Genomic DNA, 23,341 nt, shown 5'->3' with positions numbered 1-23,341 from the left:
CTGGCCGCGCGGCGCAGGGCCACGGGGCTGCTGGTCGACGCCTGGGTCGACGGGCGCTGGGTCACGAGCACAAGGAGACACTCGGTCACCGAGGATTGTCAAACCGATCATCGCGTGTCCACCGCGAATCCGTTCCGCCCGGCGAGCATGCCCGGGAGCGGATCAAGGAACGGAGCACCCATGGACCGTCGAACCGTGCTGCGCGGTGGCCTTCTGATGACCGGCGCCGCGGCGCTGCCGACCATGGCCGCGCGGCCCGCCGCGGCGCTGCTGCGCGGCCGCCCGGCCCTCACGCACGGCGTGCAGAGCGGCGACGTGACCGCGCGGGAGGCCGTGGTGTGGGCGCGTTCCGACCGTCCCGCCCGGATGCTCGTCGAGGTGGGCCGCCGGCCCGACTTCCGGGACGCCCGCACCGTGCGCGGCCCCGTCGTGACCCCGGACACCGACCTCACCGGCAGGGCGCTGCTGCGCGGCCTGCCGCCGGGCGAGGAGCTGCACTACCGGGTGCGGCTGGCCGACCTCGACCGGGGGCTGTCGTCCGAGCCGGTCGCCGGGCGGCTGCGCACCGCGCCCCGGCGGCGGCAGGACATCCGCTTCGTCTGGTCGGGCGACCTCGCCGGGCAGGGCTGGGGCATCAACCCCGACCTGGGCGGCTACCGGATCTTCACGGCGATGGACCGCCGCGACCCCGACTTCTTCCTGTGCAGCGGCGACTTCGTCTACTCCGACGGCCCTCTGACCGAGACGGTGGCGCTCCCGGACGGCCGTACGTGGCGCAACATCGTCACCTAGGAGAAGTCCGCCGTCGCGCAGACGCTCGCCGAGTACCGAGGGCAGTTCCGCTACAACCTGATGGACGCGAACCTCAGGGCGTTCAACGCGCGGGTCCCGATGCTCTACCAGTGGGACGACCACGAGGTCACGAACAACTGGTATCCGGGTGAAATCCTCGACCTCCCGCAGTACACCGAGAAGCGGGTGGACGTCTTGGCGGGGCGCGCGCGCAGGGCGATGCTCGAATACACGCCCGTCCGCACGGCGCGCTCCGGCCGCCTCTACCGGAAGATCTCCTACGGCCCGCTGCTGGACGTCTTCATGCTCGACATGCGGACGTACAAGTCCCCGAACGACGCCGGCACGTCCCCGACCCAGCGGGACGGCCTGCTCGGCGCCGAGCAGGCGGCCTGGCTCAAGCGCGAGCTGCGCCACTCGAAGGCCACCTGGAAGGTCGTCGCGGCGGACCTGCCCATCGGGCTGATCGTCCCCGACGGCACCGCGCAGGAGTCCGCCGCCCAGGGCGACGGCGGGGCCCCGCTCGGCCGCGAGCGCGAGATCGCCGACCTGCTCTCGTACGCGCGGCGGCACCGCGTCCGGAACATGGTCTGGCTGACCGCGGACGTCCACTACACGGCGGCCCACTACTACGACCCCGCGAAGGCCGCCTTCTCCGACTTCGACCCGTTCTGGGAGTTCGTCTCGGGGCCGCTCAACGCCGGCGCCTTTGGACCTAACAAGCTCGACGGCACGTTCGGTCCCCAGCTCAAGTTCGTCCAGGCGCCGCCTCGCGCGAACACGTCCCCGGCCGAGGGCTTCCAGTTCTTCGGGGAGGTCGAGATCGACGGACGGTCGGAGACGCTCACCGTCCACCTGCGGGACCTCCACGGCACCGCCCTGCACACCGAGATCCTCTCGCCGCGCCGCTGAACGGCCGCCGGGCCGGGCACCGGGTCAGCGGCTGATGAGCAGATAGACGAGCCCGCTGAGGACCAGTGTCAGAGCCAAGGAACCCAGACAGCCAAGGCGAGAGGAGGAGAAGAGGAACATAACGCCCTCTTACCCCGAAGGTTCCTTTTCGCGTGCAACAACGGCCATCGTTGCATCAGACGTCGGCAAATAAGCGATCCCAGGGGCTAGTACGGAATTCAACCCCGGCATAGGTTCGTAGGGTCGCCTTCCACGGAGGTGGCCCCGATGACGTGGCCTGACCAGCGCGCCCCGCCCTGGGGACTTCTCTCTCCATGTCCACCCCGAGACGTCCCTGGGAGAAACGCATGCCACGTATCCGTGTCGAGGTCGACGGGACGACGTACGAAGACGACGTCGAACCGCGCCTCCTTCTCGTCCACTATCTGCGCGAACGGCTGGGAAAGGTCGGGACCCCGGTCGGGTGCGACACCAGCAACTGCGGAGCCTGCACCGTCCTGATGGACGGGATGAGCGTGAAGAGCTGCTCCGTGCTGGCCGTCCAGGCGGACGGCCGCGACGTGACGACCGTCGAGGGCCTCGGCATCGACGGTGAAACGCATCCGATGCAGCGCGCCTTCCACGAGGAGCACGCGCTCCAGTGCGGCTACTGCACGCCCGGCATGATCATGGCGTCGCTGGATCTGCTGCGGGAGAACCCCGACCCGTCCGAGGCGGAGGTCCGGGAGGGGCTTGAGGGCAACCTGTGCCGGTGCACGGGCTACCAGAACATCGTCAAGGCGGTGCGGCGGGCGGCGAGCGAGATGCGCGAGCCCGCCGGGCGGGAGGTGACGCCGTGACCGTGCAGGAGGTCGGCAGTCCGCGCAAGCGGTCGGAGGACGCCCGGCTCATCACCGGACGCACCCGGTGGACCGACAACATGACCCCGGCGGGCACGCTGCACGTGGCGTTCCTGCGCAGCCCGCTCGCCCACGCGCGGATCACGGGCGTCGACACGTCCCAGGCGAAGAAGAGTCCCGGCGTGGTCGCGGTGTTCAGCGGGCAGGACCTCGCCGACGAGCAGGGGTCGCTGCCGTGCGCATGGGTCGTCACCGAGGACATGAAGCACCCGGACCACCCGCCCATGGCGGTGACCGAGGTGCGCTACGTCGGTGAACCCGTGGCGTGCGTCATCGCCCGCGACAAGGCCGCCGCCGTGGACGCCCTGGAAGAGATCGACGTCGACTACGAGCCGCTGTCCGCGGTGGTGGACATGGAGGCGGCACTGGCCGAGGGCGCCGACCTCGTGCACGACGACCTGGGGACGAACAAGTCCTACACGTGGGTGTTCGAGAACGGGGATCTCGACGCCGCGATGAGGGACGCCCCGGTCGTCATCGAGCGCCGCTACATCCAGCAGAGGCTCATCCCCACGGCGATGGAGCCGCGGTCGGTGCTGTGCGTCCCGGAGGGCGACGAGTTCACGCTGTACTCGGCGACGCAGATCCCGCACATCCTGCGGCTGATGCTGGCCACGGTCACCGGCATCCCCGAGCACCGGATCAGGGTCGTCGCCCCGGACGTCGGCGGCGGCTTCGGCTCCAAGCTCCAGGTGTACGGGGAGGAGGTCCTCGCGCTGCTGCTGGCCCGCCGGCTCGGCCGCCCGGTCAAGTGGACGGAGACGCGCAGCGAGGGCAACATGACCGTCCACCACGGGCGCGACCAGATCCAGCGGCTCACGCTCGCGGCCGAACGCGACGGCCGCATCCGCGGCCTGAAGGTGGATCTGCTGGCCGACATGGGCGCGTACCTCATGCTGGTCACGCCCGGCATCCCGCTGCTGGGCGCGTTCATGTTCAACGGCATCTACAAGATGGACGCGCTGTCGTTCACCTGCACGGGCGTCTTCACGACGAAAATGCCCACGGACGCGTACCGGGGCGCGGGCCGTCCCGAGGCCACGTACGCGATCGAGCGGCTGATGGACGAGCTCGCCAACGAGCTCGGCATCGACCCCATCGAGGTCCGCCGCCGCAACTGGATCAAGCACGAGGAGTTCCCGTACGAGACGATCGCGGGCCTCACCTACGACTCCGGCAACTACGAGGCGGCGACCGACAAGGCGCTGGAGCTGTTCGAGTACGACAAGCTCCGCGCCGAGCAGGCCGACCGGCGGGAGCGGCAAGACCCCGTCCAGCTCGGCATCGGCGTGTCCACGTTCACGGAGATGTGCGGGCTCGCGCCCTCGCGCGTGCTGGGCTCGCTCTCCTACGGCGCAGGCGGATGGGAGCACGCGGCTGTACGCGTCCTGCCGTCCGGCAAGGTCGAGGTGGTCACGGGCTCGTCCGCACATGGGCAGGGCCATGAGACGGCCTGGGCGCAGATCACCGCGGACAGGCTCGGCGTCCCGTTCGAGGACGTGAAGGTCCTGCACGGCGACACCGCCATCTCGCACAAGGGCATGGACACCTACGGGTCCCGTTCCCTTGCCGTGGGCGGGGTCGCGCTGTTCTCCGCCTGCGAGAAGGTCGTCGACAAGGCCCGCAAGGTCGCCGCGCACCTGCTGGAGGCGTCCGAGCAGGACCTGGAGTTCAGCGGCGGGCGGTTCAGCGTCCGCGGCGTCCAGCAGGAGGGCAAGACGCTCCAGGAGGTCGCGCTGGCCGCGTTCGCCGCGCACGACCTGCCGGACGGCATTGAGCCCTCGCTCGACTCCGACGCCACGTTCGACCCGGACAACTTCTCCTTCCCGCACGGCACGCACCTGTGCGCGGCGGAGGTCGACACCGAGACGGGCATGGTGAAGATCCGCAAGTACGTGGCGGTCGACGACGTCGGCAAGGTCGTCAACCCGCTCATCGTGGAGGGCCAGGTCCACGGCGGGCTCGCGCAGGGCATCGCGCAGGCGCTCTACGAGGAGGCCGTGTACGACGACGACGGCAACCTGACGACGACCACGATGGCCGACTACCTGATCCCGTCGGCGATGGACCTGCCGACGTTCACGACCGACCGCACGGAGACCCCGGCCACGTCCAACCCGATGGGCGTGAAGGGCGTCGGCGAGGCGGGCACGATCGCCTCCACCCCGGCGGTCGTCAACGCGATCGTGGACGCGCTGCGCCCGCACGGCGTCCACGACGTGCCGATGCCGTGCACGCCCGAACGCGTCTGGCGCGCGCTGCGCGCCGAATCCACGCCCGCGGCCGCCGAACCGGGCGCCGGCGGCGGGCTCGGCTCGGCCGGAGGTGACCTGTGATCCCCGCGACGTTCGACTACGCGCGGCCCGCCACGGTCGACGACGCCGTCAGGGCGCTGTCGGACGCGGGCGAGGACGCGAAGGTGCTGGCCGGCGGGCAGAGCCTGATGCCGCTGCTGCGGATGCGGCTCGCCATCCCGGACGCGCTGATCGACCTGGACCGGCTCGACGGGCTCCGCGAGATCCGCGACGCCGGCGACGCGATCGTCATCGGCGCGATGGCGACGCACCACCAGGTGATGCGCGACCCGCTGGTGCGCGAGCACGCCCCGCTGATCGCGGTGACGACGGAGACGGTCGCCGACCCGGCCGTCCGGCACCGCGGCACGTTCGGCGGGTCGCTCGCCCACGCCGACTCGGCCGCCGACCTGCCCGCGGTCGCGCTGGCGCTGGACGCGGTGCTGCTCGTCCGGTCCGTGCGCGGCGAGCGGGAGATCCCCGCGGCGGAGTTCTTCGTCGACTGGATGACGACGGCGATGGAACCCGACGAGCTGCTCGTGGGCGTGCGCGTGCCGAAGCTCGGCGCGGGCTGGGGCGTGCACTACGAGAAGTTCCACCGGACGGCGCAGGCGTGGGCGATCGTCGGCGTCGCGTGCGCCGTCCGCCGCGACGGTGACGGCGTCGGGGAGGCGCGGGTCGCGCTGAGCAGCATGGGCCCGGTGCCCGTGCGGGCGAGCGCGGTCGAGACCGCCGTCCGGGGCGGGCCCGCGTCCGAGGACGCGTACCGCACCGCCGCCGCGCAGGCCGCGGCCGGCACCGAGCCGCCCACCGACCTGCACGGTTCGTCGGAGTACCGGACGCATCTGGCGACGGTGCTCACCGCGCGGGCGCTGGCGGCGGCCGCCGGCTGATCCGAGCAGCGAGCATGCGGCCGGGCCCCGTCGCCCCGGGGCCCGGCCGCATGATCGCACCCCCGCCGGGTAACGGACCGCCTGTCGGCGGACCCCACTGGCGACGCGGCGGACCACCGCCGTAGGGTCGCGGACAAGTTCTCCGGACGATAAGGACTTTGCTCATGGAGCTCGACCACGAATTCACCGTCCCCGTACCGGTGGATCAGGCCTGGTCGGTGCTGCTCGACGTGGAGCGGGTCGCGGCCTGCATGCCGGGCGCCACGCTCGACTCGGTCGACGGCGAGGAGTACTCGGGGCGGATGAAGGTGAAGGTCGGCGCGATGACCATCACCTACCGCGGCACCGCGCGGATCGTCTCGGCGGACGAGGCCGGCCGCGCCGTGACGATGGAGGCCGCCGCGAAGGAGGCGCGCGGCTCCGGCACGGCGTCGGCGACCGTCCAGGCGCGGCTGCACGCCGAGGACGGCACCACGCGGGTGGCCGTGCACACCAAGCTGAACGTGACGGGGCGGCCCGCGCAGTTCGGCCGCAACATCCTGTCCGAGGTCGGTTCGAAGATCATCGCACGGTTCGCGAAGGCGCTGGCGGCCGAGCTGGAGTCGTCCGGCGAGGCGGCCGGGGGTGCCGAGGCGCCGGCCGCGCCGACCGGGGCGGCCGAGGCCCCCGCCAAGCCCGTCGCCGTGCCGGACCTGGAGCCGGAGGCGCCCGCGGAGCCGGCGGAGCCGGAGGACAAGCCGGGCCCCGTGCAGGCCACGGAGGAGGCCGCCGCCAGGGCCGAGGCGGCCGTCCCCGCCGCCGCGCCGGAGCGTCCCGCGCGGCGCCCGCTGCACGTGGCGGACGAGGAGGACGCGATCGACCTGCTGGAGGTCGCGGGGCCCTCGGTCGCCAAGCGGGCCGTCCCGGCGCTCGGCGGGCTGGTCGCGCTGCTGCTCGCCATCCGGTTCCTCGTGCGGCGGCGCCGCCGCAAGCGCTGACGCCGGGACCGGTCCGCGGGGCCGGTCGGCAGTGCCGGTCGGCGGAGGGCCGAGCGCAGGGGCGGGGTCAAGCACGGGTCAACGATCCGCCCGTGTACGGCGACGACGGTGGAACGCGCCGCCGCCGATGCCGTCGGCTTGTCCCGTGGACACGATCGAGCTCCAGCGGGTCGCGCGGATCGAGAACGACAACTGGTGGTACCGCGAGCGGCGGGACGTCCTGACCGCGGAACTGCTGCGGTTCAGCATGCCGGGGACGGCCGTCGACATCGGCTGCGCGTCCGGCGCGGCCTGCCGGCTCCTCGCCGAGCACGGCTGGCACGCGACGGGCATCGACCTGAGCCCGGACGCGGTGTCCCTGGCGCGCGCGCACGGCACCGAGGCGTACGAGGGCGACGCGCGCTACCTGCCGCTGCCGCCGTCCGAGTACGACCTGGCGCTGGCGCTGGACGTCCTGGAGCACATCGAGGACGACGCGCGCGCGGCGGCGGAGATCGCCCGGGTGCTGCGGCCGGGCGGCGTCGCGCTCGTGTCCGTGCCGTGCGACATGGCGCTGTGGTCGGCCCATGACGTCGCGGTCGGCCGCGTCCGCCGCTACACCCGCCGGGCGCTCACCGAGCTGGTCGAGGGCGCCGGGCTGGTGCTGGAGGGGCTGTGGAGCCGGGGCGTGCTGCTCCGGCCGCTCCTGCGCCGGTTCAGGCACCGGACGGCCCGCCGCGAGGACCTCGCCCCGCTGCACCCGCTCGCCAACGAGGCGCTGCGGCTGTCCGCCGCGCTGGAGCGGCGGCTGCCGCTGGGCGGCTGCCCCGGCACCCGGCTGTTCGCACGGGCCCGCCGCCCCGGCTGACCCGTCACGCGCCCTCCGTCATGCGCCCCCCGTCACGCGCGCCCCGTCACGCGCTCCCGTCGCCGAAGAGGCGGTCGACGACCCTGGCCGCCGCCTTCCCGTCGTCGTGCGGGCAGTACTTCACGAAGAAGCGGTCGTAGGCGTCCGCGTACTGCTCCTCGCTGCCGGGCGCGGCCTTGACCGCCTCGGCGACCTCGGCCGGCGTCCTCACGAGCGGGCCGGGCGCCTCCGCCTCCAGGTCGATGTAGAGGCCGCGCAGATGGTCGCGGTACCACTCCAGGTCGTAGGTGTAGAGGACGATGGGGCGCCCTAGGACGGCGTAGTCGAACATGGCGGACGAGTAGTCCGTGACGAGCACGTCCGCCGCCATGTAGAGCTCGGCCACGTCGGGGTAGCGGGTGACGTCGATGACGAAGTCGTCCGTCACCACAGGGGCCTTGTCCGTGACGGCGTGGTGGGCCCGCAGGAGGACGATGTGGTCGTCGCCCAGTGCCTGGCGCATGGCGTCCATGTCGAGTGCGAGTGAGAAGCCCTGCTTGCCGGGGGCATGGCGCCGGTCGTCCCGCCATGTCGGGGCGTACAGGACGACCTTCTTGCCGTCGGGGATCCCCAGGCGCTTGCGTATGCCCGTCCCGATGTTCTCCCACTCGGGGGTGCTGAGGACGTCGTTGCGCGGGTAGCCCGTCTCCATGACCTCGCCCTCGTACTGGAACGCCTGACGCATGACCTCGGTGGCGTACGGGCTCGGAGACAACAGCAGGTCCCATCGCGGCACCTCCCAGTCCAGCCAGGGCCGCTGCTCGCCGCGCTGGTAGGGGACGTCCTTGAGGTCGTGGCCGATGCGCTTCAGCGGGGTGCCGTGCCAGGTCTGGACGTAGGTCTGGCCCTCGCGCTTCATGTACCAGCCGGGAAGGCAGTGGTTCGTGATGATGTGCCGTGCGCGCGCGAGCACGCGGTAGTGCTCGCGGGTTCCTTCCAGCACCGTCCTGGTCTTGGCGTCCTCTTGGGCGTCGATGGAGAACTGGCCGTCCTGGGTGACCCACACGCATTCCACGTCGGTGTTGCGGCGTACGAGTTCCTCGTAGATGGCCCTGGGGCTGCAGCTGTACTGGGTTCCGGCGTAGCTGCAGAAGACGGCGATGTCCGCCAGGGGGCTGCGCAGGTAGACGGGGTAGTCGCGCTGCCAGAGCTGCACCTGCGCGTGCCCGCCTCGCTCGTCGTCGCCGTAGGCGGGACGGCTGTGCAGTACCAGCGCATCGATCTGGTGGACGCCCACCTCGAACTCGTGCGTGCCGACGCGTCGCCAGGCGGGCAGAGCCGGGATCGCCTCGCGCTCGACGACGACCGCCACGTCCCCCTCGGTGGATCGCGCCAGCATGTCCCATGTTCCGCTGCTCAACGGCAGGTCCGTCCCGAAGACGGCCATGGCGGCAGGTGTGAAGGCCGCGGAGAAGTTGCCGTCCTCCCAGGTGACGGGGACGCGCTGCTCGTCGCCGGACCTGCGCCGCCGGAGCACGAAATGGTCGGGGCGGTTCTCGGGGTCGGCGAAGTCGCCGTGCAGCGTGAGCCGTCCGTCGGCGTCCCACTCGGCCGTCCGGACGACCGGGCGGACGCTGCGCTCGACGCCGCGCAGGTTGCCGAACGCCGTCCGCGTCAGCGCGAACTCCCTGCGCCCGCCGCCGGCGGTCGCGGGCAGCAGGCAGCGCACCGGCTTGACGTTGCTCGCGACGGTGAGCCGCAGCGGGCCGCCCTCGCCGGTCAGCCGGACGTCCCAGTCGATGGCGTCCCGCAGGTGCGCCTGGCGGGGTGCGGGGCCGTCCCGCAGGGAGGACAGGAACTCCAGCGGCAGCCGGGCCGTGAAGTCGAAGCCGGTGCCCTCCGCCATCCGCAGGACGGACGACTGGCGCAGCGTCACCTCGCCGCGGACCTCCTCCCCGCCGTGCCGGCGGGCCGCGACCATGGCGGCGCCGGCGCCGAGGGCGCGCCGCGTCCAGCCGGACAGTTCGAGCGCGTCCCCGTCGACGCGGATGCGGGTGAGGACGGCCTTGGCCCGCTTGACGTGGACCACGAACAGGTCGTCGTCACCGGCGGCGGGCTGGACGGCCACGTGCTCGTCCACCTGCCGCGCCGCCGTCCAGCGCACGGCCGGGGCGGTCGTGGTGAGCCGCTGCGCCGCCCTGCGCCCCGCCGTGGAGACCTCGGCGAACAGCTCGTAGGTGGCCGTCCGCCACTCGTCGCCGTCCAGCAGGTACTCCGGCTCCACCCGCGCAGTGAAGCCCGACCAGTCGTAGGACACCGCCGACTGGCCTGACGCCGCCGTGACGTCCGGGCGGCGGACCCGCTCCACCGGCAGCCGGATCTCCCGCCCGGTCTTCGCGTCCCGCATCCAGAGCCGGATGCGGGAGTCCGCCTCCGACGACACCTCGAACCGGTCGAAGCGGGCGTGCCCTTGGACGATGAGGGTGTCGACGTCCCATTCGACCCCGTCGACGTCCGCCAGCAGGCCGATCTCCTCGGTGACCTCGTACACGGCCTCGGGGACGCGGAGCTCAGCGTCCTCATAGAACGGGTAGCGGGCGTACCAGCGCGGACGCAGGCGCCCCTTGGACACGATCGGCACGTCCTGGAGGCCGTTCGCCTCGAAGCGGAGCACGTCGAGCAGTTCGGGCACCTTCCGCTCGCTGAGCAGGTGGAGTTCCAGGCGCCGGATCGCCTCCAGCCCGGCGGCGGCCGAACGGTCGGCGTCGGCGACGACCTCAGCGCCCAGCTTGACCAGGCGCTCGCGCTCCTCGTCGGTGGCGCCCGGCAGGGCGAGCATCAGCTCGCGCACGTCGAGGTCCAGCGCGTACATGTCGTGGACGGCGAGAAGCTCCGGCGCGTGGTCGTGGACGTAGTTCCGCACGGCGGTGAGGGTCGCCATCCGGTGGATGATGTGGGCCGAGTCGGGACGGAGCCGCGTCGCGGTTCCCGGGCGGTCGCGCCAGTAGTAGACGGTCGTGTCCAGCACGTCCACGAGGGAGGCCAGGAGCTGGGTCTGGACGGCGACCAGGGCGTCCTGGTCCGTGCCCAGTTCGAGGTTGTGCGCGTCCCAGAACGAACGGCGGTAGACCTTGTTCCAGAGCATCCGGTCTTGGAGGAGGGCGGGGTGCCGGGTCACGTGCGTCGACCGCATCGTCTTCGCGTAGGGCTCGCTGTGCAGCGGGGACTGCCACACCTGGTCCTCGTCCAGGCACATGACGTTTCCGCCGGCGATGTCCGATCCGGTGGAGTCCAGGGTGCCGACCAGCAGTTCGTAGGCGTAGGGCGGGAGCGCGTCCTCGCCGTCCGCGAACGCCAGGTACCTGCCCTTGGCCTGTTCGACGCCGGCGTCACCGGCGGGTGCGTCCGGATCAGGCCGCAGCAGCGTGAAGCGGTCGTCGCGCCCGGCGAACTCCTCGGCGACGGCGACGTCGCCGTCGTCGGCCGCGTCGTCCACCATGAGCACCTCGACGTCGCGCAACGTCTGCGCGGCGAGCGACTCCAGGCACTCGGCGAGGCGGCCGCCGGTGCTGCGGAACGGGACGACGATGCTGATCTGCGGGGACACGAGCGACTCCGTGATGGGGTGGAAGCGGGGTGAGCGAGGTGGTGCGGCGGGCGGCCGGGGTCAGCGCAGCACGCGGTCGAGGACGCGGGCGGCGGCCTGGCCGTCGTCGTGCGGGCAGTACCGGGCGGTGAACGCGGCGCGCGCGTCCCGGAACCCGGCGTCGAGCGCGGCCGGGTCGCGCAGCGCCTCGACGACCTCCCGCGACGTCCGCAGCAGCGGCCCGGGGGCCTCCGCGTCGAAGTCGAAGTAGAAGCCGCGCACGTGGTCGCGGTAGCGCTCCAGGTCGTAGGCGAAGAACACCATCGGCCGGCCGGTGACGGCGAAGTCGAACATGGACGACGAGTAGTCCGTGACGAGCACATCGCAGATCAGGAAGAGTTCGGAGATGTCGGGGTAGACGGACACGTCCATCACGCAGTCGCCCGGCCGCAGCTTCGGCCGGTCGGTGACGAGGTAGTGCGTGCGCAGCAGCAGGACGTGGTCGCGGCCGAGCGCGGCCCGGAACTGGTCGAGGTCGAGTTCGAGGCTGAACGCGCGCTTCCCGATGGCGTGGTGGAAGTCGTCCCGCCATGTCGGCGCGTACAGCACGACCCGCTTGTGCCCGGGGATGCCGAGCCGCCGCCTGACCGCCGCCGCGATCTCTTCGCGGTGCGGGCTGTTCAGGATGTCGTTGCGGGGATAGCCGCTCTGGAAGACGTCACCGCCGTAGCGGAACGCCCGCCGGAACAGCGGCACGGAGAACGCGTTCTGCGCGAGGAGCAGATCCCACTGGGGGACGTCGTACTCCATCCAGTCGACGCCCTCAGTGCGCTTGAAGGGCATCTCCTTGACGTCGTAGCCCAGCTTCTTCAGCGGCGTTCCATGCCAGCACTGCACGTACGTCTGGTCTTCACGTTTGATGAACCAGTCCCTCTGCGACCAGTTGCCGAACACGTAGCGCGCGCGGGCGAGCGCCTCGTAGTGTTCGCGCGTGCCGACCAGGACGGTGCGGGCACCCGACGGACGGCCGAACTGCCCGTTCTCGGTGACCCACACGCATTCCAGGTCGGTGCCGCGCCGCCGCAGCTCGTCGTAGATGCCGCGCGGATTGCACGAGTACTGGCGTCCCCGGTACGCGTCGAACACGGCGAGGTCGCGCACGGGCAGATTGAGGTGGCGTCTGTAGTGCCCGGACCGGATCCGGCTCTGCGCGTAGGCGCCGCGCTCGTCGTCGTCCAGCGCGGTCTCGACCCGCAGCAGCAGTTGGTCGGTCTTCTGGACGCGGACGGTGATGCGGTGAAGGCCCGCCTCGAAGGGCTCCGGCAGGGCGCGCAGGCTGTGGCGCCTGATGACGACCGGCTGCTCCTGCCCGCCGACGGTCGCGAGGACGTCCCAGCGGCCGGCCATCAGAGGACGCGACAGCCCGAACACCGGCATGCGCGCGGGTGCGAACTTCGCGGTGAAGCGGTCGCCGTCCCACAGCAGCCCGACGGCGTGCTCCTCGGACGAGCGCCGCCGCCGCAGCGTCAGCGAGTCGGGTCGTCCGACGCGGTCGGTGCACGTCCCCGCCAAGTGCAGGGCGCCCTCGGGCGACCAGGACACCTCGTCGACGATGAGGGCCCGCCCGCGCACGACGATCCGCAGCGTGCTCCGCCGCGTCCTGGCGATCTCCAGCTCCCCGCCGGGGAAGGGCAGCCCGGTCCCGGCCGCGTCGGCGTCCAGGTACGGCTTGACGCCGCCCGGCAGGGCGATCTCCCAGTTCCCCTCCCGCCGGACCAGCCCGGCGACCGGCAGCCGGGCCCGGAACCCCTCGCCGCCGACGCTCTCCACCGGGCCCGTCACGGTGGCCCGCCCCGCCTTCGGCGTCGCGGTGACGCGCGGCTCGTCGCCGAGCGGGGCGCGGGTCCAGCCGTCCAGGCACAGCTCGCCGCCCTCCAGATGGCAGCCGACGACCGCGGCGGGCGTCCGCCGCACCTGCACGGTGAACCGGTGCCGCCCGGCGACGCCCTGCACGCGGACGCCCGGCGCGCACTCAAGGTCGTCCGGCCACTGCCGGGGGGTGAGGCGCGGGTTGCCGAGCGTGGCGCGGCGCCGCAGGCCCCGGTTGACGATCTCCACGCACGGCACCCAGTCGACGTCCCGCCAGCGCCCGAACATCTTCAGCGCCGCCGGGTCGATCTCGGCGGCGAAGCCGGACCAGTCGTAGGACACCGCCGACTGCCGCGACCGGGCGGTCACGTCCGGCCGGCGGACCCGGGTGACCGGGACGCGCATGAGGCCGCGCTTGTTCGCCGCCACCAGCCACAGCCGGATGCGGGACCCGTCCTCGGTGGAGGAGTCCAGGTGCCGGATGTAGGCGTGCCCCTCGATGCGGAGTCGCCCGTCCACCCAGTCGGCGCGGTCGACCGCCGCGACCGGCGTCAGCTCGTCGGTCACGTCGTAGACGTGCGCGGGGACGCCCCGCTCCTCGTCCTCGAAGAACGGGAACTCGGCGTACCAGCGGTGCCGCAGGCCGCGCCGGACGCGCGGCGCGTCCGCCACCCTCCGCAGCCGGACGAACCGCAGCACCTCCAGCAGTTCCGGCAGCATCCGGCGGCAGAGCAGGTGCAGTTGCAGGCGCATGATCGCGGGCTGCCGCTTCAGCACGCGCGGGCCGATCCGGCGCGCCAGCGCGGCGCCCGTCGCGACGAGCTCCTCGCGGTGCTCGTCCTGCGTTCTGGGGAGGGCCTCCAGGAGGATGCGGAGGTCGATCTCGATGAGCGAGTGCTCGTCGTAGGCGTTCAGGAACTGGGGCGCGTACTCGGCCATCGCCTCCCGCAGCGCGGACGCGGACGCGAACCGCTGCTGGATGTTGTCCCGGTCATGGCGGTCGCCGGTGATGGACCCCGGCCGCCTGCGCCAGTAGTAGACCGTCTCACTGAGGACGTCCACGGAACGGGCCAGGGCGTGCGCGCGCGCCATGACGGGAGGGTCCTCGTAGAAGCCGGTGGGGAACTCCAAAGCGGCTTTGTCCCAGAAGGCACGCCGGTACACCTTGTTCCACGGCGTGCGGTCGCGCATGAGGACCGGCTTGGACGACACATGCGTCCGCAGGCACGTCTCCGTGAACACACCGTCGTGCAGGGGCGACTGCCACGTGCGCTCCTCGTCCATGCGCTGGACGTTGCCGCTCGCCATGTCGGAACCCGTCCGGTCCAGGGACGCGACGAGCCTCGTATAGGCGTCCCGGTCCACGACGTCGTCGGCGTCGGCGAAGGCCAGGTACTCGCCCCGCGCCTGCCGCACCCCCGCGTTGCGGGCCGGCCCGGGACCTTCCTGCTCACGCATGAACAGGCGGAACCGGGGGTCGCGGGCGCACATCTCCTTGGCGATGACGGCGCTGCCGTCGGTGGACCCGTCGTCCACCAGGATCACCTCAAGGTCGCGCAGCGTCTGACCGGCCAGCGACTCCAGGCACTCCTGGAAGTACTCCTCGATGTTGTGGAACGGCACGACGACGCTGAGCTTCGGGGACATGGGGCCTCCTCCTCGCCCCACAGAGCATGGTGACGTTACGCCACCACATGAACACGCATCGCCATTGCCGTCCCGTCCCCTGACGCAGACTTGACCTCACCTGGCCGCGATTTACCGCAGCCTTACGCTTCGGCGCTTGACCCGCCGGGACGGACCCCGTCGGCCACCCCGGAGTCGGCGACGGCGCCGCGGACGCTCTCCGCGAGCGCCTCGAACTCCTCCGCGCGCGGCGACGTCGACCGGAACCCGAGCCCGATCCGGCGGAACGGCGCCGGCGCCGCGAACCGGTGCAGGCCGAGGTTCGGCGCCCGGCGCGTCTCCACCGGCAGCGCCGTCTCCGGGACGAGCGTCACGCCGAACCCGCCCGACACGAGCTGGACCAGCGTCGCCAGGCTCGTCGCGTAGGTCGCGGCGGCGGCGCGCGCGCCGACGTCCCGGCAGATGTCCAGGGCCTGGTCGCGCATGCAGTGGCCCTTGTTGAGCAGCAGGACGTCGAGGTCGTTCAGCGCCTCGCGCGGGACCTCCTCGTCGCCCAGTTCGAACCCGGGCGGCGCGACGAGCACGAAGTCCTCGTCGTACAGGACGATCTCCGCGACGCCGTCCGCGGCGACGGGCAGCGCCAGCAGCACCACGTCGAGGCGTCCGGCGAGCAGTTCGGCGACGATGTGCTCGGTCTGCTCCTCGTGGACCGACAGCTCCAGGTCGGGGAACTCCTTGGCGAGCCTCGGCAGGACCAGCGGGAGCAGGTACGGCGCGACGGTCGGGATCACACCGACCCTGAGCGGCCCCACAAGCGTCCCTTGGACGGCCTTGACCTCGTCTACCAGGCGGTCCAGTTCGGCTAGGACGACCTCCGCCCGCCGTGCGACCCGCTCCCCCGCCGGGGTCAGCAGGACCTTGCGGGTCGTCCGTTCGACCAGCCGGGTGCCGAGGGTGTCCTCCAGCGCGGCCACGGCTCCGGACAGCGCGGGCTGGCTCATGCGCAGCGCGGCGGCGGCGTCCCTGAAGTGCAGATGCTCGGCGAGCGCAAGGAACGCCCGCAACTGCGCCACCGTCGGTCTGCTCATCGCCATCTCGACCGAACGGTATCGAACCGCCATTACGAAGAGTGATGCGGCCCTGGTCAAACGGCCGTGGCGTTCACCACAGCGCGAGTCGGTCGGGGTGCGGGATGGGGGCGCCGGGGTCGGCGACACGGCTCGTGAACGTGCCGTGGAAACCGAACGGAAGGTGGTGCTTCAGCTTCAGCGCCGCGACGCTCTCCAGGCCGCGAGCGTCCAGGATGGTGAGCTGCGACCGGTGTTCTGCGGCGAGGTACACCACGGCCAGCAGCCAACCGTCGTCCTCGGCCGCGTCGGGAGAACGGGGCACGAAGATGGGCTCGCCCACGTACGCGTGCGGCCCGACCTCATGGGTCTCTGTGCGGCCGGTGTCGTTGTCGACTTTCAGGACCTGGTCGTACTGACCTTCGGAACCCGTCCGTCCAGCCATGTAGGTGTACCGGTGCCTGCGCGTGGAGCGGCGCCAGTCGTACTGCGGGAACTCGCCGTTCACGTCGGCCAGCGGCGTCTCGATCACGCGTCCCGATGGCGTGATCCGGTACCGCATCAGCCGGCTGGACGGCAGCCCGGGGAAGCGCGCGCGGAAGCCGGTGAGGTCGCGCCTGATCGCCTCGTAGTCATCGAACTGCACCAGGTCGACGACGGTGTCCGCGCCGTCCTCGAAGGCGTTGGCGACATGGAGGTGGACGAGCGTCTCGTGCTCCACGATCCGCGCCGGGCCGCCGTCGCGCGGCACGAGCACGAACCGGGTGCCCTTCTCCGGACGGTGCCGGATCGCGTCGAAGATGGGCCCGCCGCGCAGCATCGTGCGCACGTCGAACATGTACGGGTCCAGGACGAAGACCATGTGCCGCGCGGTCAGCGCCACGTCGTGGTTCCAGGGCAGGTCCAGCATCCGCACCGTGGCGAGCCGGCGCATCCGGCCCCGCCGGTCGACCTTCCAGCAGTTCAGCGAGGGGAACGGCACGAACTCCTGGCCGAAGTTGAACATCTCCCCGGTCGCCGGGTCCCACTTGGGGTGGGCGGAGAACGCCTTGAGCATGCCCCGGAGGCGGCCGCGGAAGTCGTCGACGCCGAGGGTCTCCAGGGTGTCGGGGTCGAGCCGGTACGGCGGCCCGCCCTCCCAGAGGGCCAGCAGCCGCTCGGCGTGCACCGCGATCCCGGTGTTGGCGGCGTTGGCGGGCCCCTTCGACTTCGCGAAGTTCGTCCAGAAACCGCCGGGGAGGGCCGTCCCGACGCCGGGCTTGCGGGCCCGCCCGGCGACCATGCCGTCCCGGAACTGCGGCGTCCGCACGTAGCGGTTGCGGAACCGCACCGAGCGCCCGTCGAAGGCGAACTGCGCCACCATCCCGTCGCCGTCGAACAGGTGGTGCATCAGGGTGCGCCCGACCTCCCACTTCCCGGGGCCGATCCGGTACAGCGTCCCGGTGAGCCCGGACGGGAGCTCCCCGTCGATCTCGTCGACGGCGTAGTCGAGCTCGTGCATCAGCGGGGTGAAGATCTTCCCCATGTCCGGAGCGGTGGTCAGGGCCATGGCGGCCTCCATCTGGCTACATCCGTTTCCAGAAACGTAGGATCTGGCAACGGCTGTGTCAAGATTGCGGGGTGAGTTCCCGCACCTACGGCGGCGTCACCGCCGAGCGCCGCCGCGCCGACCGCCGCGCGGCGCTCCTGGAGGCCGCGCTCGACCTGCTCGGCACCGAGGGCCTGCCCGCGACCTCCGTACGCGCCGTCTGCGCGCGCGCCGGGCTCAACCCGCGCTACTTCTACGAGAACTTCACCGACCTGGACGCCCTGCTGACCGAGGTCTACGACCGCATCGTCACCGAGATCACCGAGGCCGCCGCCCGCGGCGTCACCGCCGCCGGGTCCGGCGCCGGGCTCCGCGCGACCGTCCGCTCCGCCGCCGTGGAGGCCCTCGCGGTCGGCGCCGCCGACCCCCGCAAGGTCCGCGTGGCGCTGATCGAGGCGCCCGCCAGCCCCGTCCTGCGCGCGCGCCAGCGCGCCGCGCTCCGCAGCAACACCCGCCAGGTCATCGACTACGCGCGGACGTTCTACGACGTCCCCTCCGCCGCCGACGCGCAGATGCGCTTCACCGCCACGATGCTCGTTGCGGGCTGGAGCGAGAACCTCATCGCCTGGCTGGACGGCGAGCTCGACGCCACCCCGTCCGACCTGGCCGACATGTTCGCCGACGCGGCCGAGGCCCTCGCGACCCACGCCGCCGCCCGCGCCCGCTGACCACGGGGTCACCGGGGCGATCGCGACACCTCTCCCGAGGTGAGTCGTTAGTCACCTGTTGTGCACGGAAAGCCGAACGCCCTAAACTTGCGCGCTACGCAGTGTTAAGCCCGATTTGTGGCGAGTCTGTGTGATTTACGTCTACCGCTCGTCCGGGCGGCGTTTTCCGGGTGCGACATCTCCGCTGGTCACCGCGGTGCGCTCGGGATTGATAGGCGATGCCTATCGCATTCGTGGGATTTATCGATTTCTCTTTTTGATCGAGCGGCGGCACTCTGAGTGACATCGGCCGCCGAGGCGGAAACCCCGCGGCCCTCCTGCGCCTCCTCATGCGGAGGCGACCCTTTCTCATGACGAAGGAGCATGCGTGCTTACTGTCGGTGACCAGTTCCCCGAGTACGAGCTCACCGCCTGCGTCTCGCTGGACGCCGAGAACGCGTTCGAGACGATCAACCACAAGTCCTACGAGGGCAAGTGGCGCGTCGTCTTCTTCTGGCCGAAGGACTTCACCTTCGTGTGTCCGACCGAGATCGCCGAGTTCGGCCGCCTCAACGAGGACTTCGCCGACCGCGACGCCCAGGTGCTCGGCGCGTCCGTCGACAACGAGTTCGTCCACTTCGCGTGGCGCAAGGACCACCCGGACCTGCGCGAGATCCCGTTCCCGATGATGTCCGACCTCAAGCGCGAGCTGAGCGAGGCCCTCGGCATCCTCACCGCGGACGGCGTGGCGCAGCGCGCGACGTTCATCGTCGACCCGAACAACGAGATCCAGTTCGCGATGGTGACCGCCGGGTCCGTCGGCCGCAACGTCAAGGAGGTCCTGCGGGTCCTCGACGCGCTGCAGAGCGACGAGCTGTGCCCCTGCAACTGGAACAAGGGCGAGGACACCCTCGACGCGACCAAGCTGCTGGCCGGCGCCGGCGCCTGATCCCCCCTCGTTCGTCGACGGCCGGCCGCGTCGCGCGGCCGGCCGTTCGCATGGAAAGGACACTTGATCATGAGCGTTGACGCGCTGAAGGGCGCCCTCCCGGGCTACGCCAAGGACACCAAGCTCAACCTGGGCTCGCTGACCTCCACCTCCCAGCTCACCGAGCAGCAGCTGTGGGGGACGGTCCTGGCCTGCGCCCTCGCCACCCGGAGCGCCGTCGTCATCCGCGAACTGGCCGAGGAGGCGGGCGACTACCTGACCGCCGAGGCGTTCGAGGCGGCCAAGGGCGCCGCGTCGATCATGGCGATGAACAACGTGTACTACCGCGCCACCCACCTCATCGGGGACGAGACGTACGCGACGCTGCCCGCCAAGCTGCGGATGTCGATCATCGGCCGGCCGGGCGTCGACAAGGTCGACTTCGAGCTGTGGTGCCTCGCCGTGTCCGCGATCAACGGGTGCGGGCGCTGCCTGGAGTCGCACGAGAAGGTCGTCCGCGAGGCCGGCCTGTCCCGCGAGCTCGTCCAGGAGGCGCTGCGGATCGCCGCCGTCGTCAACGCGACGGCCGCGACCCTGGACGCCGAGGCCGCGCTGGCCCCCGCGACCGTCTGACCCGGCACATGCGGAAGGCCCGGACGGTGCGCCGTCCGGGCCTTCGGCCGTTCGGGTCACGCCCGGCCGCTCACTCCCACTCGATGGTGCCCGGGGGCTTGGACGTGATGTCGACCGTGACGCGGTTGATCTCGCGGACCTCGTTGGTGATGCGGGTGGAGATCCGCTGCAGCAGGTCGTAGGGCAGCTTCGCCCAGTCGGCCGTCATGGCGTCCTCGCTGGTCACCGGGCGCAGCACGATCGGGTGGCCGTAGGTGCGGCTGTCGCCCTGCACGCCGACCGAGCGGACGTCGGCCAGCAGCACCACGGGGAACTGCCAGATGTCGCGGTCGAGGCCGGCGCGGGTCAGCTCCTCGCGGGCGATGGCGTCGGCGTCGCGGAGGATGTCGAGGCGCTCGCGGGTGACGGCGCCGATGATGCGGATGCCGAGGCCGGGGCCGGGGAACGGCTGGCGCCAGACGATCTCGGTCGGCAGGCCGAGCTGCTCGCCCAGCGCGCGCACCTCGTCCTTGAACAGCGAGCGCAGCGGCTCGATCAGCGCGAACTGCAGGTCTTCGGGGAGCCCGCCGACGTTGTGGTGCGACTTGATGTTCGCGGCGCCGGTGCCGCCGCCCGACTCGACCACGTCCGGGTAAAGGGTTCCCTGGACGAGGAACTCGACCGGCTCGTCGGCGTCCTCACCGACGATCTCGCGCGCGGCCTCCTCGAAGACGCGGATGAACTCGCGTCCGATGATCTTGCGCTTCTGCTCGGGGTCGGTGACGCCGTCGAGCGCGGCGAGGAAGCGCTCCTGGGCGTCGACGACGTGCAGGTTCACCCCGGTGACGGCGACAAAGTCCTTCTCGACCTGCTCGGGCTCGCCCTTGCGCAGCAGCCCGTGGTCGACGAACACGCACGTCAGCTGGTCGCCGATGGCCCGCTGGACGAGGGCCGCGGCGACGGCGGAGTCCACCCCGCCCGACAGCGCGCAGATCGCCCGGCGGTCGCCGACCTGCTGCCGGACGGCCTCGATCGACTCCTCGGCGATGTTGACCATCGTCCAGTTCGGACGGCATCCGGCGCCTTCGTACAGGAAGCGGCGCAGGATCTCCATTCCGTGCTCGGTGTGCAGAACCTCCGGATGGAACTGGACGCCGAAGAAGCCGCGGTCCCGGTCCTCCATGCCGGCGACCGGCGTGACGTCGGTGCTCGCCGTCACCGTGAAGCCCGCCGGGGCGCTGCTGACGAAGTCGCGGTGGGACATCCACACCGCCTGCTCGTGCGGCAGCCCCGCGAACAGCATGCCGGGGGACGTGACGGCCACGGTCGCGCCGCCGTACTCGGCGATGTTGGAGTTCTCCACCGTCCCGCCGAGGGCCTGCGCCATCACCTGGTGGCCGTAGCAGATGCCGAGCGTCGGGACGCCGATCTCGAACAGCCCCTCGGGCGCCACCGGCGCGCCCTCCGCGTACACCGACGCGGGGCCGCCGGACAGGATGATCGCCTTCGGCCGCTTGGCCAGCATCTCCGCCGCCGGCATGGTGGACGGGACGATCTCGCTGAACACATGGCACTCGCGGACGCGCCGCGCGATCAGCTGCGCGTACTGCGCGCCGAAGTCGACGACGAGAACGGTGTCAAAGGACTGGTCTGCGGCCACCAACTAAGCCTTTCGCACGGCCGGAAGGGGCTTCCAGTCTACGGGCCCGCTGCCTGCGCCTATGCCCCGCACCCCCCGCCCGGTCGTCACATGGTGCGATTCACCGATAACGGTCGGCATCCATTTACCTTGATCACACTCATCGGGGCGCTGCGTTCTGATACGAGTTAATGACGCCCTGTAGTCGATCGCGCACGCCTGCATGGCTCCCGTCCGCAAGCGACCTCCCTAGGAGTGCCGTGAAGCTGCTCGCCGCCACCGCCCTGCTCGCCGCGCTCGTCCCGGCGGCGCCGTCCTTGCCGGCCGCGCCGGCGGGGCCGGCCACGCCGTCCGGGCCGCCCTCCGCCGCGCCCGTGCGCGCAGGCGACGCCCTGCGCTTGGGTGACACGGTGCGCGCGGGCGCGGACGACTGCGCGCACCCGCAGGCACGCCTGCGGTCGGGCTCCCACGGCCGCGAGCGCAACGACCTGACGCCCGCACAGGCCGCCACCGTGGAGCAGCGCCTCAACCGCCTCCTGGACCGGCTCGGCCTCGGCCCGGTGGACGAGACCGGCGGCCAGTCGGACGCCGGCGACCTCCGCTCGGCGCCGCGGATCACGATCCCGGTGTTCTTCCACGTGATCCACGACGGGCAGCGCGGCAACGTCTCCACCGCCGCGATCAACCGCCAGATCGCCACCATGAACGCCTCCTACGGAGGACGGAACGGCGGCGCGGACACGCGCATCTCCTTCGCGCTCCGCGGGATCAGCCGCTCCGACAGCGCCGCCTGGTTCCAGGACCCGGAGCGCTACGAGGGCACGTACAAGCCGATGCTGCACCAGGGCGGCAAGGGCACGCTGAACCTCTACAGCACCTACATCGGCGGCGACCTGCTCGGCTGGTCGACGTTCCCGTGGAAGTACAAGACCGACCCCCAGATGGACGGCGTGACCATCCACTACGGCAGCATGCCGGGCGGGGCCATCGAGCACTTCAACAAGGGCTTCAGCGCCACCCACGAGGTGGGTCACTGGCTGGGGCTGTACCACACGTTCCAGGACGGCTGCGGCGGCCAGGGCGACCGGGTCGCCGACACCCCGGCCGAGCGCGAACCGTCGAACGGCTGCCCGACCGGCAAGGACACCTGCCCGTCCGCCGGCGCCGACCCGGTGCACAACTACATGGACTACAGCTACGACACGTGCATGACGTCCTTCACCGCGGGCCAGGGCGCCCGCATGCACAAGGTGTGGACGGCCTACCGCGCCGAGCGCGCCCAGCGCGCCTGACACGCCCAGCGCGTCCCGCCGCGTTCAGGACGGCCGCCCGCGCAGCCGGGCGGCCTCCTCCGCGGGCAACCGCCGGACGGCCTCGCGCAGCGTCACGCCCGAGATGGCGCCCAGGCGGGGCTCCACCCACTTCACCACCCAGGACGGGTCCTTCTTGGAAAGCTCCCGGAGGACCCATCCCAGGGCCTTCCTGATGAAGAACTCGCGCTCGCCCAGCAGCGCGTCCCCGTACCGGCTGATTCGCTCCAGAGCCGGGTCTCCCGCACGGACGCCCGGCAGCAGCGCCAGGACGGCCGTACGCCGTATCCACATGTAGGGGTCGGCGACCCACGCGTCCAGTGCCGCCGCCAGGTCCGGGTAGCGCATGACCAGGCCGCCGACGACCTTCTCCGCGAGATGGTCGACGTACACCCAGCTCGCCGAGTCGCGGATGAGCGCTTCGGCCACCCCCATGTCGGGAGGCTCCAGTAGGGCCGCCCGCTTGACGAGCACGTCGATCGCCGCCATACGGGCCTCATGGACGGGACGTCCTTCGTCGGTGACGTCCCAGAGGAGTCGGGCCAGGGACAGCACCTCTTCCCGCGTGGGCTTGCCCTTGACCGCAGAAACGGCCACTTTGCGAAGCGCGGGCACGGTCACGCCGATGTGGACGAACTCGCTCTTCAGATAGCTCTTCTCGCTCTGCGCGCGCGCCGGATCGCCCTGGGCGCGCAACTCCGCCAGGACCCGCGCCGCCTCGGCCTCCACGTCCATGCGGGACACGCTACGCCGCCGCGCTACGGCGCCGTATTCAGCGTTATCCATTCCGATTCGTCCAGGTTTGCCAAAGACGTGATGTTTGTTCGCATTCACCCTTGTTGCAGCGATGACTCCGCCTGTCTCTTATAGACATCT

The 23,341-nt window shown here is 71.6% G+C and carries 15 protein-coding genes and 1 pseudogene; 10 read left to right on the top strand and 6 right to left on the bottom strand.

Annotated elements, in window-relative coordinates; all coding sequences use genetic code 11:
- The first annotated feature begins 147 nt into the window (after positions 1 to 147).
- From ETD96_RS47885 to ETD96_RS04560, 6 genes and pseudogenes are all read left to right on the top strand, one after another.
- Positions 148 to 1,704: pseudogene (locus ETD96_RS47885) on the top strand (alkaline phosphatase D family protein).
- 347 nt (positions 1,705 to 2,051) lie between these two features.
- Complete coding sequence (locus ETD96_RS04580; RefSeq protein ID WP_138634538.1) at positions 2,052 to 2,543, top strand: (2Fe-2S)-binding protein; 492 nt, start codon at positions 2,052 to 2,054, stop codon at positions 2,541 to 2,543.
- Positions 2,540 to 4,939 (top strand): xanthine dehydrogenase family protein molybdopterin-binding subunit, encoded by a 2,400-nt coding sequence (locus ETD96_RS04575; RefSeq protein WP_138634535.1) that lies wholly within the window; start codon positions 2,540 to 2,542, stop codon positions 4,937 to 4,939. Before ETD96_RS04580 ends, ETD96_RS04575 begins: the two co-directional genes overlap by 4 nt.
- Positions 4,936 to 5,790: an FAD binding domain-containing protein gene (locus ETD96_RS04570; RefSeq protein WP_138634532.1), complete on the top strand. Its 855-nt coding sequence runs from the start codon at positions 4,936 to 4,938 to the stop codon at positions 5,788 to 5,790. The genes ETD96_RS04575 and ETD96_RS04570 overlap by 4 nt, the downstream gene beginning before the upstream one ends.
- Before the next feature lie 164 nt (positions 5,791 to 5,954).
- The gene (locus tag ETD96_RS04565) at positions 5,955 to 6,767 is read left to right on the top strand and encodes an SRPBCC family protein (RefSeq protein WP_240807221.1); all 813 of its coding nucleotides are present in this window, start codon (positions 5,955 to 5,957) and stop codon (positions 6,765 to 6,767) included.
- Positions 6,768 to 6,912: 145 nt separating this feature from the next.
- A complete protein-coding gene (locus ETD96_RS04560) occupies positions 6,913 to 7,614 on the top strand; it encodes a class I SAM-dependent methyltransferase (RefSeq protein WP_138634526.1) in 702 nt (233 codons plus the stop codon).
- Between the two features lie 46 nt (positions 7,615 to 7,660).
- Here the strand turns inward: ETD96_RS04560 and ETD96_RS04555 are convergent, their stop codons facing one another.
- The 4 genes from ETD96_RS04555 to ETD96_RS04540 form a co-directional block, all read right to left on the bottom strand.
- Positions 7,661 to 11,200 carry a bifunctional glycosyltransferase/CDP-glycerol:glycerophosphate glycerophosphotransferase gene (locus ETD96_RS04555; protein WP_138634524.1) on the bottom strand — a complete coding sequence of 1,180 codons (3,540 nt, stop codon included), beginning with the start codon at positions 11,198 to 11,200 and terminating at the stop codon, positions 7,661 to 7,663.
- Between the two features lie 60 nt (positions 11,201 to 11,260).
- Positions 11,261 to 14,695 (bottom strand): bifunctional glycosyltransferase/CDP-glycerol:glycerophosphate glycerophosphotransferase, encoded by a 3,435-nt coding sequence (locus ETD96_RS04550; protein ID WP_138634522.1) that lies wholly within the window; start codon positions 14,693 to 14,695, stop codon positions 11,261 to 11,263.
- 122 nt (positions 14,696 to 14,817) lie between these two features.
- Entirely contained in the window at positions 14,818 to 15,762 is a 945-nt protein-coding gene (locus tag ETD96_RS04545) for a LysR substrate-binding domain-containing protein (protein WP_240807219.1), read from the bottom strand.
- Between the two features lie 73 nt (positions 15,763 to 15,835).
- On the bottom strand, positions 15,836 to 17,290 hold the full coding sequence (locus ETD96_RS04540) for a carotenoid oxygenase family protein (protein WP_138634518.1): 1,455 nt from the start codon (positions 17,288 to 17,290) through the stop codon (positions 15,836 to 15,838).
- A 71-nt stretch (positions 17,291 to 17,361) separates the two neighbouring features.
- On the opposite strand from ETD96_RS04540, the gene ETD96_RS04535 reads away from it, so the two are divergent.
- The 3 genes from ETD96_RS04535 to ahpD all read left to right on the top strand — a co-directional run bounded on the left by ETD96_RS04535 (position 17,362) and on the right by ahpD (position 19,537).
- Positions 17,362 to 17,997: a TetR/AcrR family transcriptional regulator gene (locus tag ETD96_RS04535; protein ID WP_138634515.1), complete on the top strand. Its 636-nt coding sequence runs from the start codon at positions 17,362 to 17,364 to the stop codon at positions 17,995 to 17,997.
- A gap of 367 nt (positions 17,998 to 18,364) precedes the next feature.
- The gene (locus ETD96_RS04530; protein WP_138634512.1) at positions 18,365 to 18,925 is read left to right on the top strand and encodes a peroxiredoxin; all 561 of its coding nucleotides are present in this window, start codon (positions 18,365 to 18,367) and stop codon (positions 18,923 to 18,925) included.
- A 69-nt stretch (positions 18,926 to 18,994) separates the two neighbouring features.
- On the top strand, positions 18,995 to 19,537 hold the full coding sequence (ahpD, locus tag ETD96_RS04525; RefSeq protein ID WP_138634509.1) for an alkylhydroperoxidase, AhpD family: 543 nt from the start codon (positions 18,995 to 18,997) through the stop codon (positions 19,535 to 19,537).
- 70 nt (positions 19,538 to 19,607) lie between these two features.
- On the opposite strand, the gene guaA is transcribed toward ahpD, so the two are convergent.
- The gene (guaA, locus tag ETD96_RS04520) at positions 19,608 to 21,179 is read right to left on the bottom strand and encodes a glutamine-hydrolyzing GMP synthase (RefSeq protein WP_138634506.1); all 1,572 of its coding nucleotides are present in this window, start codon (positions 21,177 to 21,179) and stop codon (positions 19,608 to 19,610) included.
- 236 nt (positions 21,180 to 21,415) lie between these two features.
- On the opposite strand from guaA, the gene ETD96_RS04515 reads away from it, so the two are divergent.
- Positions 21,416 to 22,447 carry a zinc metalloprotease gene (locus ETD96_RS04515; protein ID WP_138634503.1) on the top strand — a complete coding sequence of 344 codons (1,032 nt, stop codon included), beginning with the start codon at positions 21,416 to 21,418 and terminating at the stop codon, positions 22,445 to 22,447.
- Between the two features lie 24 nt (positions 22,448 to 22,471).
- Here the strand turns inward: ETD96_RS04515 and ETD96_RS04510 are convergent, their stop codons facing one another.
- Positions 22,472 to 23,200 carry a DNA alkylation repair protein gene (locus ETD96_RS04510; RefSeq protein WP_171068856.1) on the bottom strand — a complete coding sequence of 243 codons (729 nt, stop codon included), beginning with the start codon at positions 23,198 to 23,200 and terminating at the stop codon, positions 22,472 to 22,474.
- Positions 23,201 to 23,341: the final 141 nt, after the last annotated feature.

This window comes from Actinomadura geliboluensis, assembly GCF_005889745.1.
Taxonomy (GTDB): Bacteria; Actinomycetota; Actinomycetes; order Streptosporangiales; family Streptosporangiaceae; genus Spirillospora; species Spirillospora geliboluensis.
Note: the sequence above shows the minus strand (reverse complement) of the source record. Positions and strands in the feature narration are given on the sequence as shown.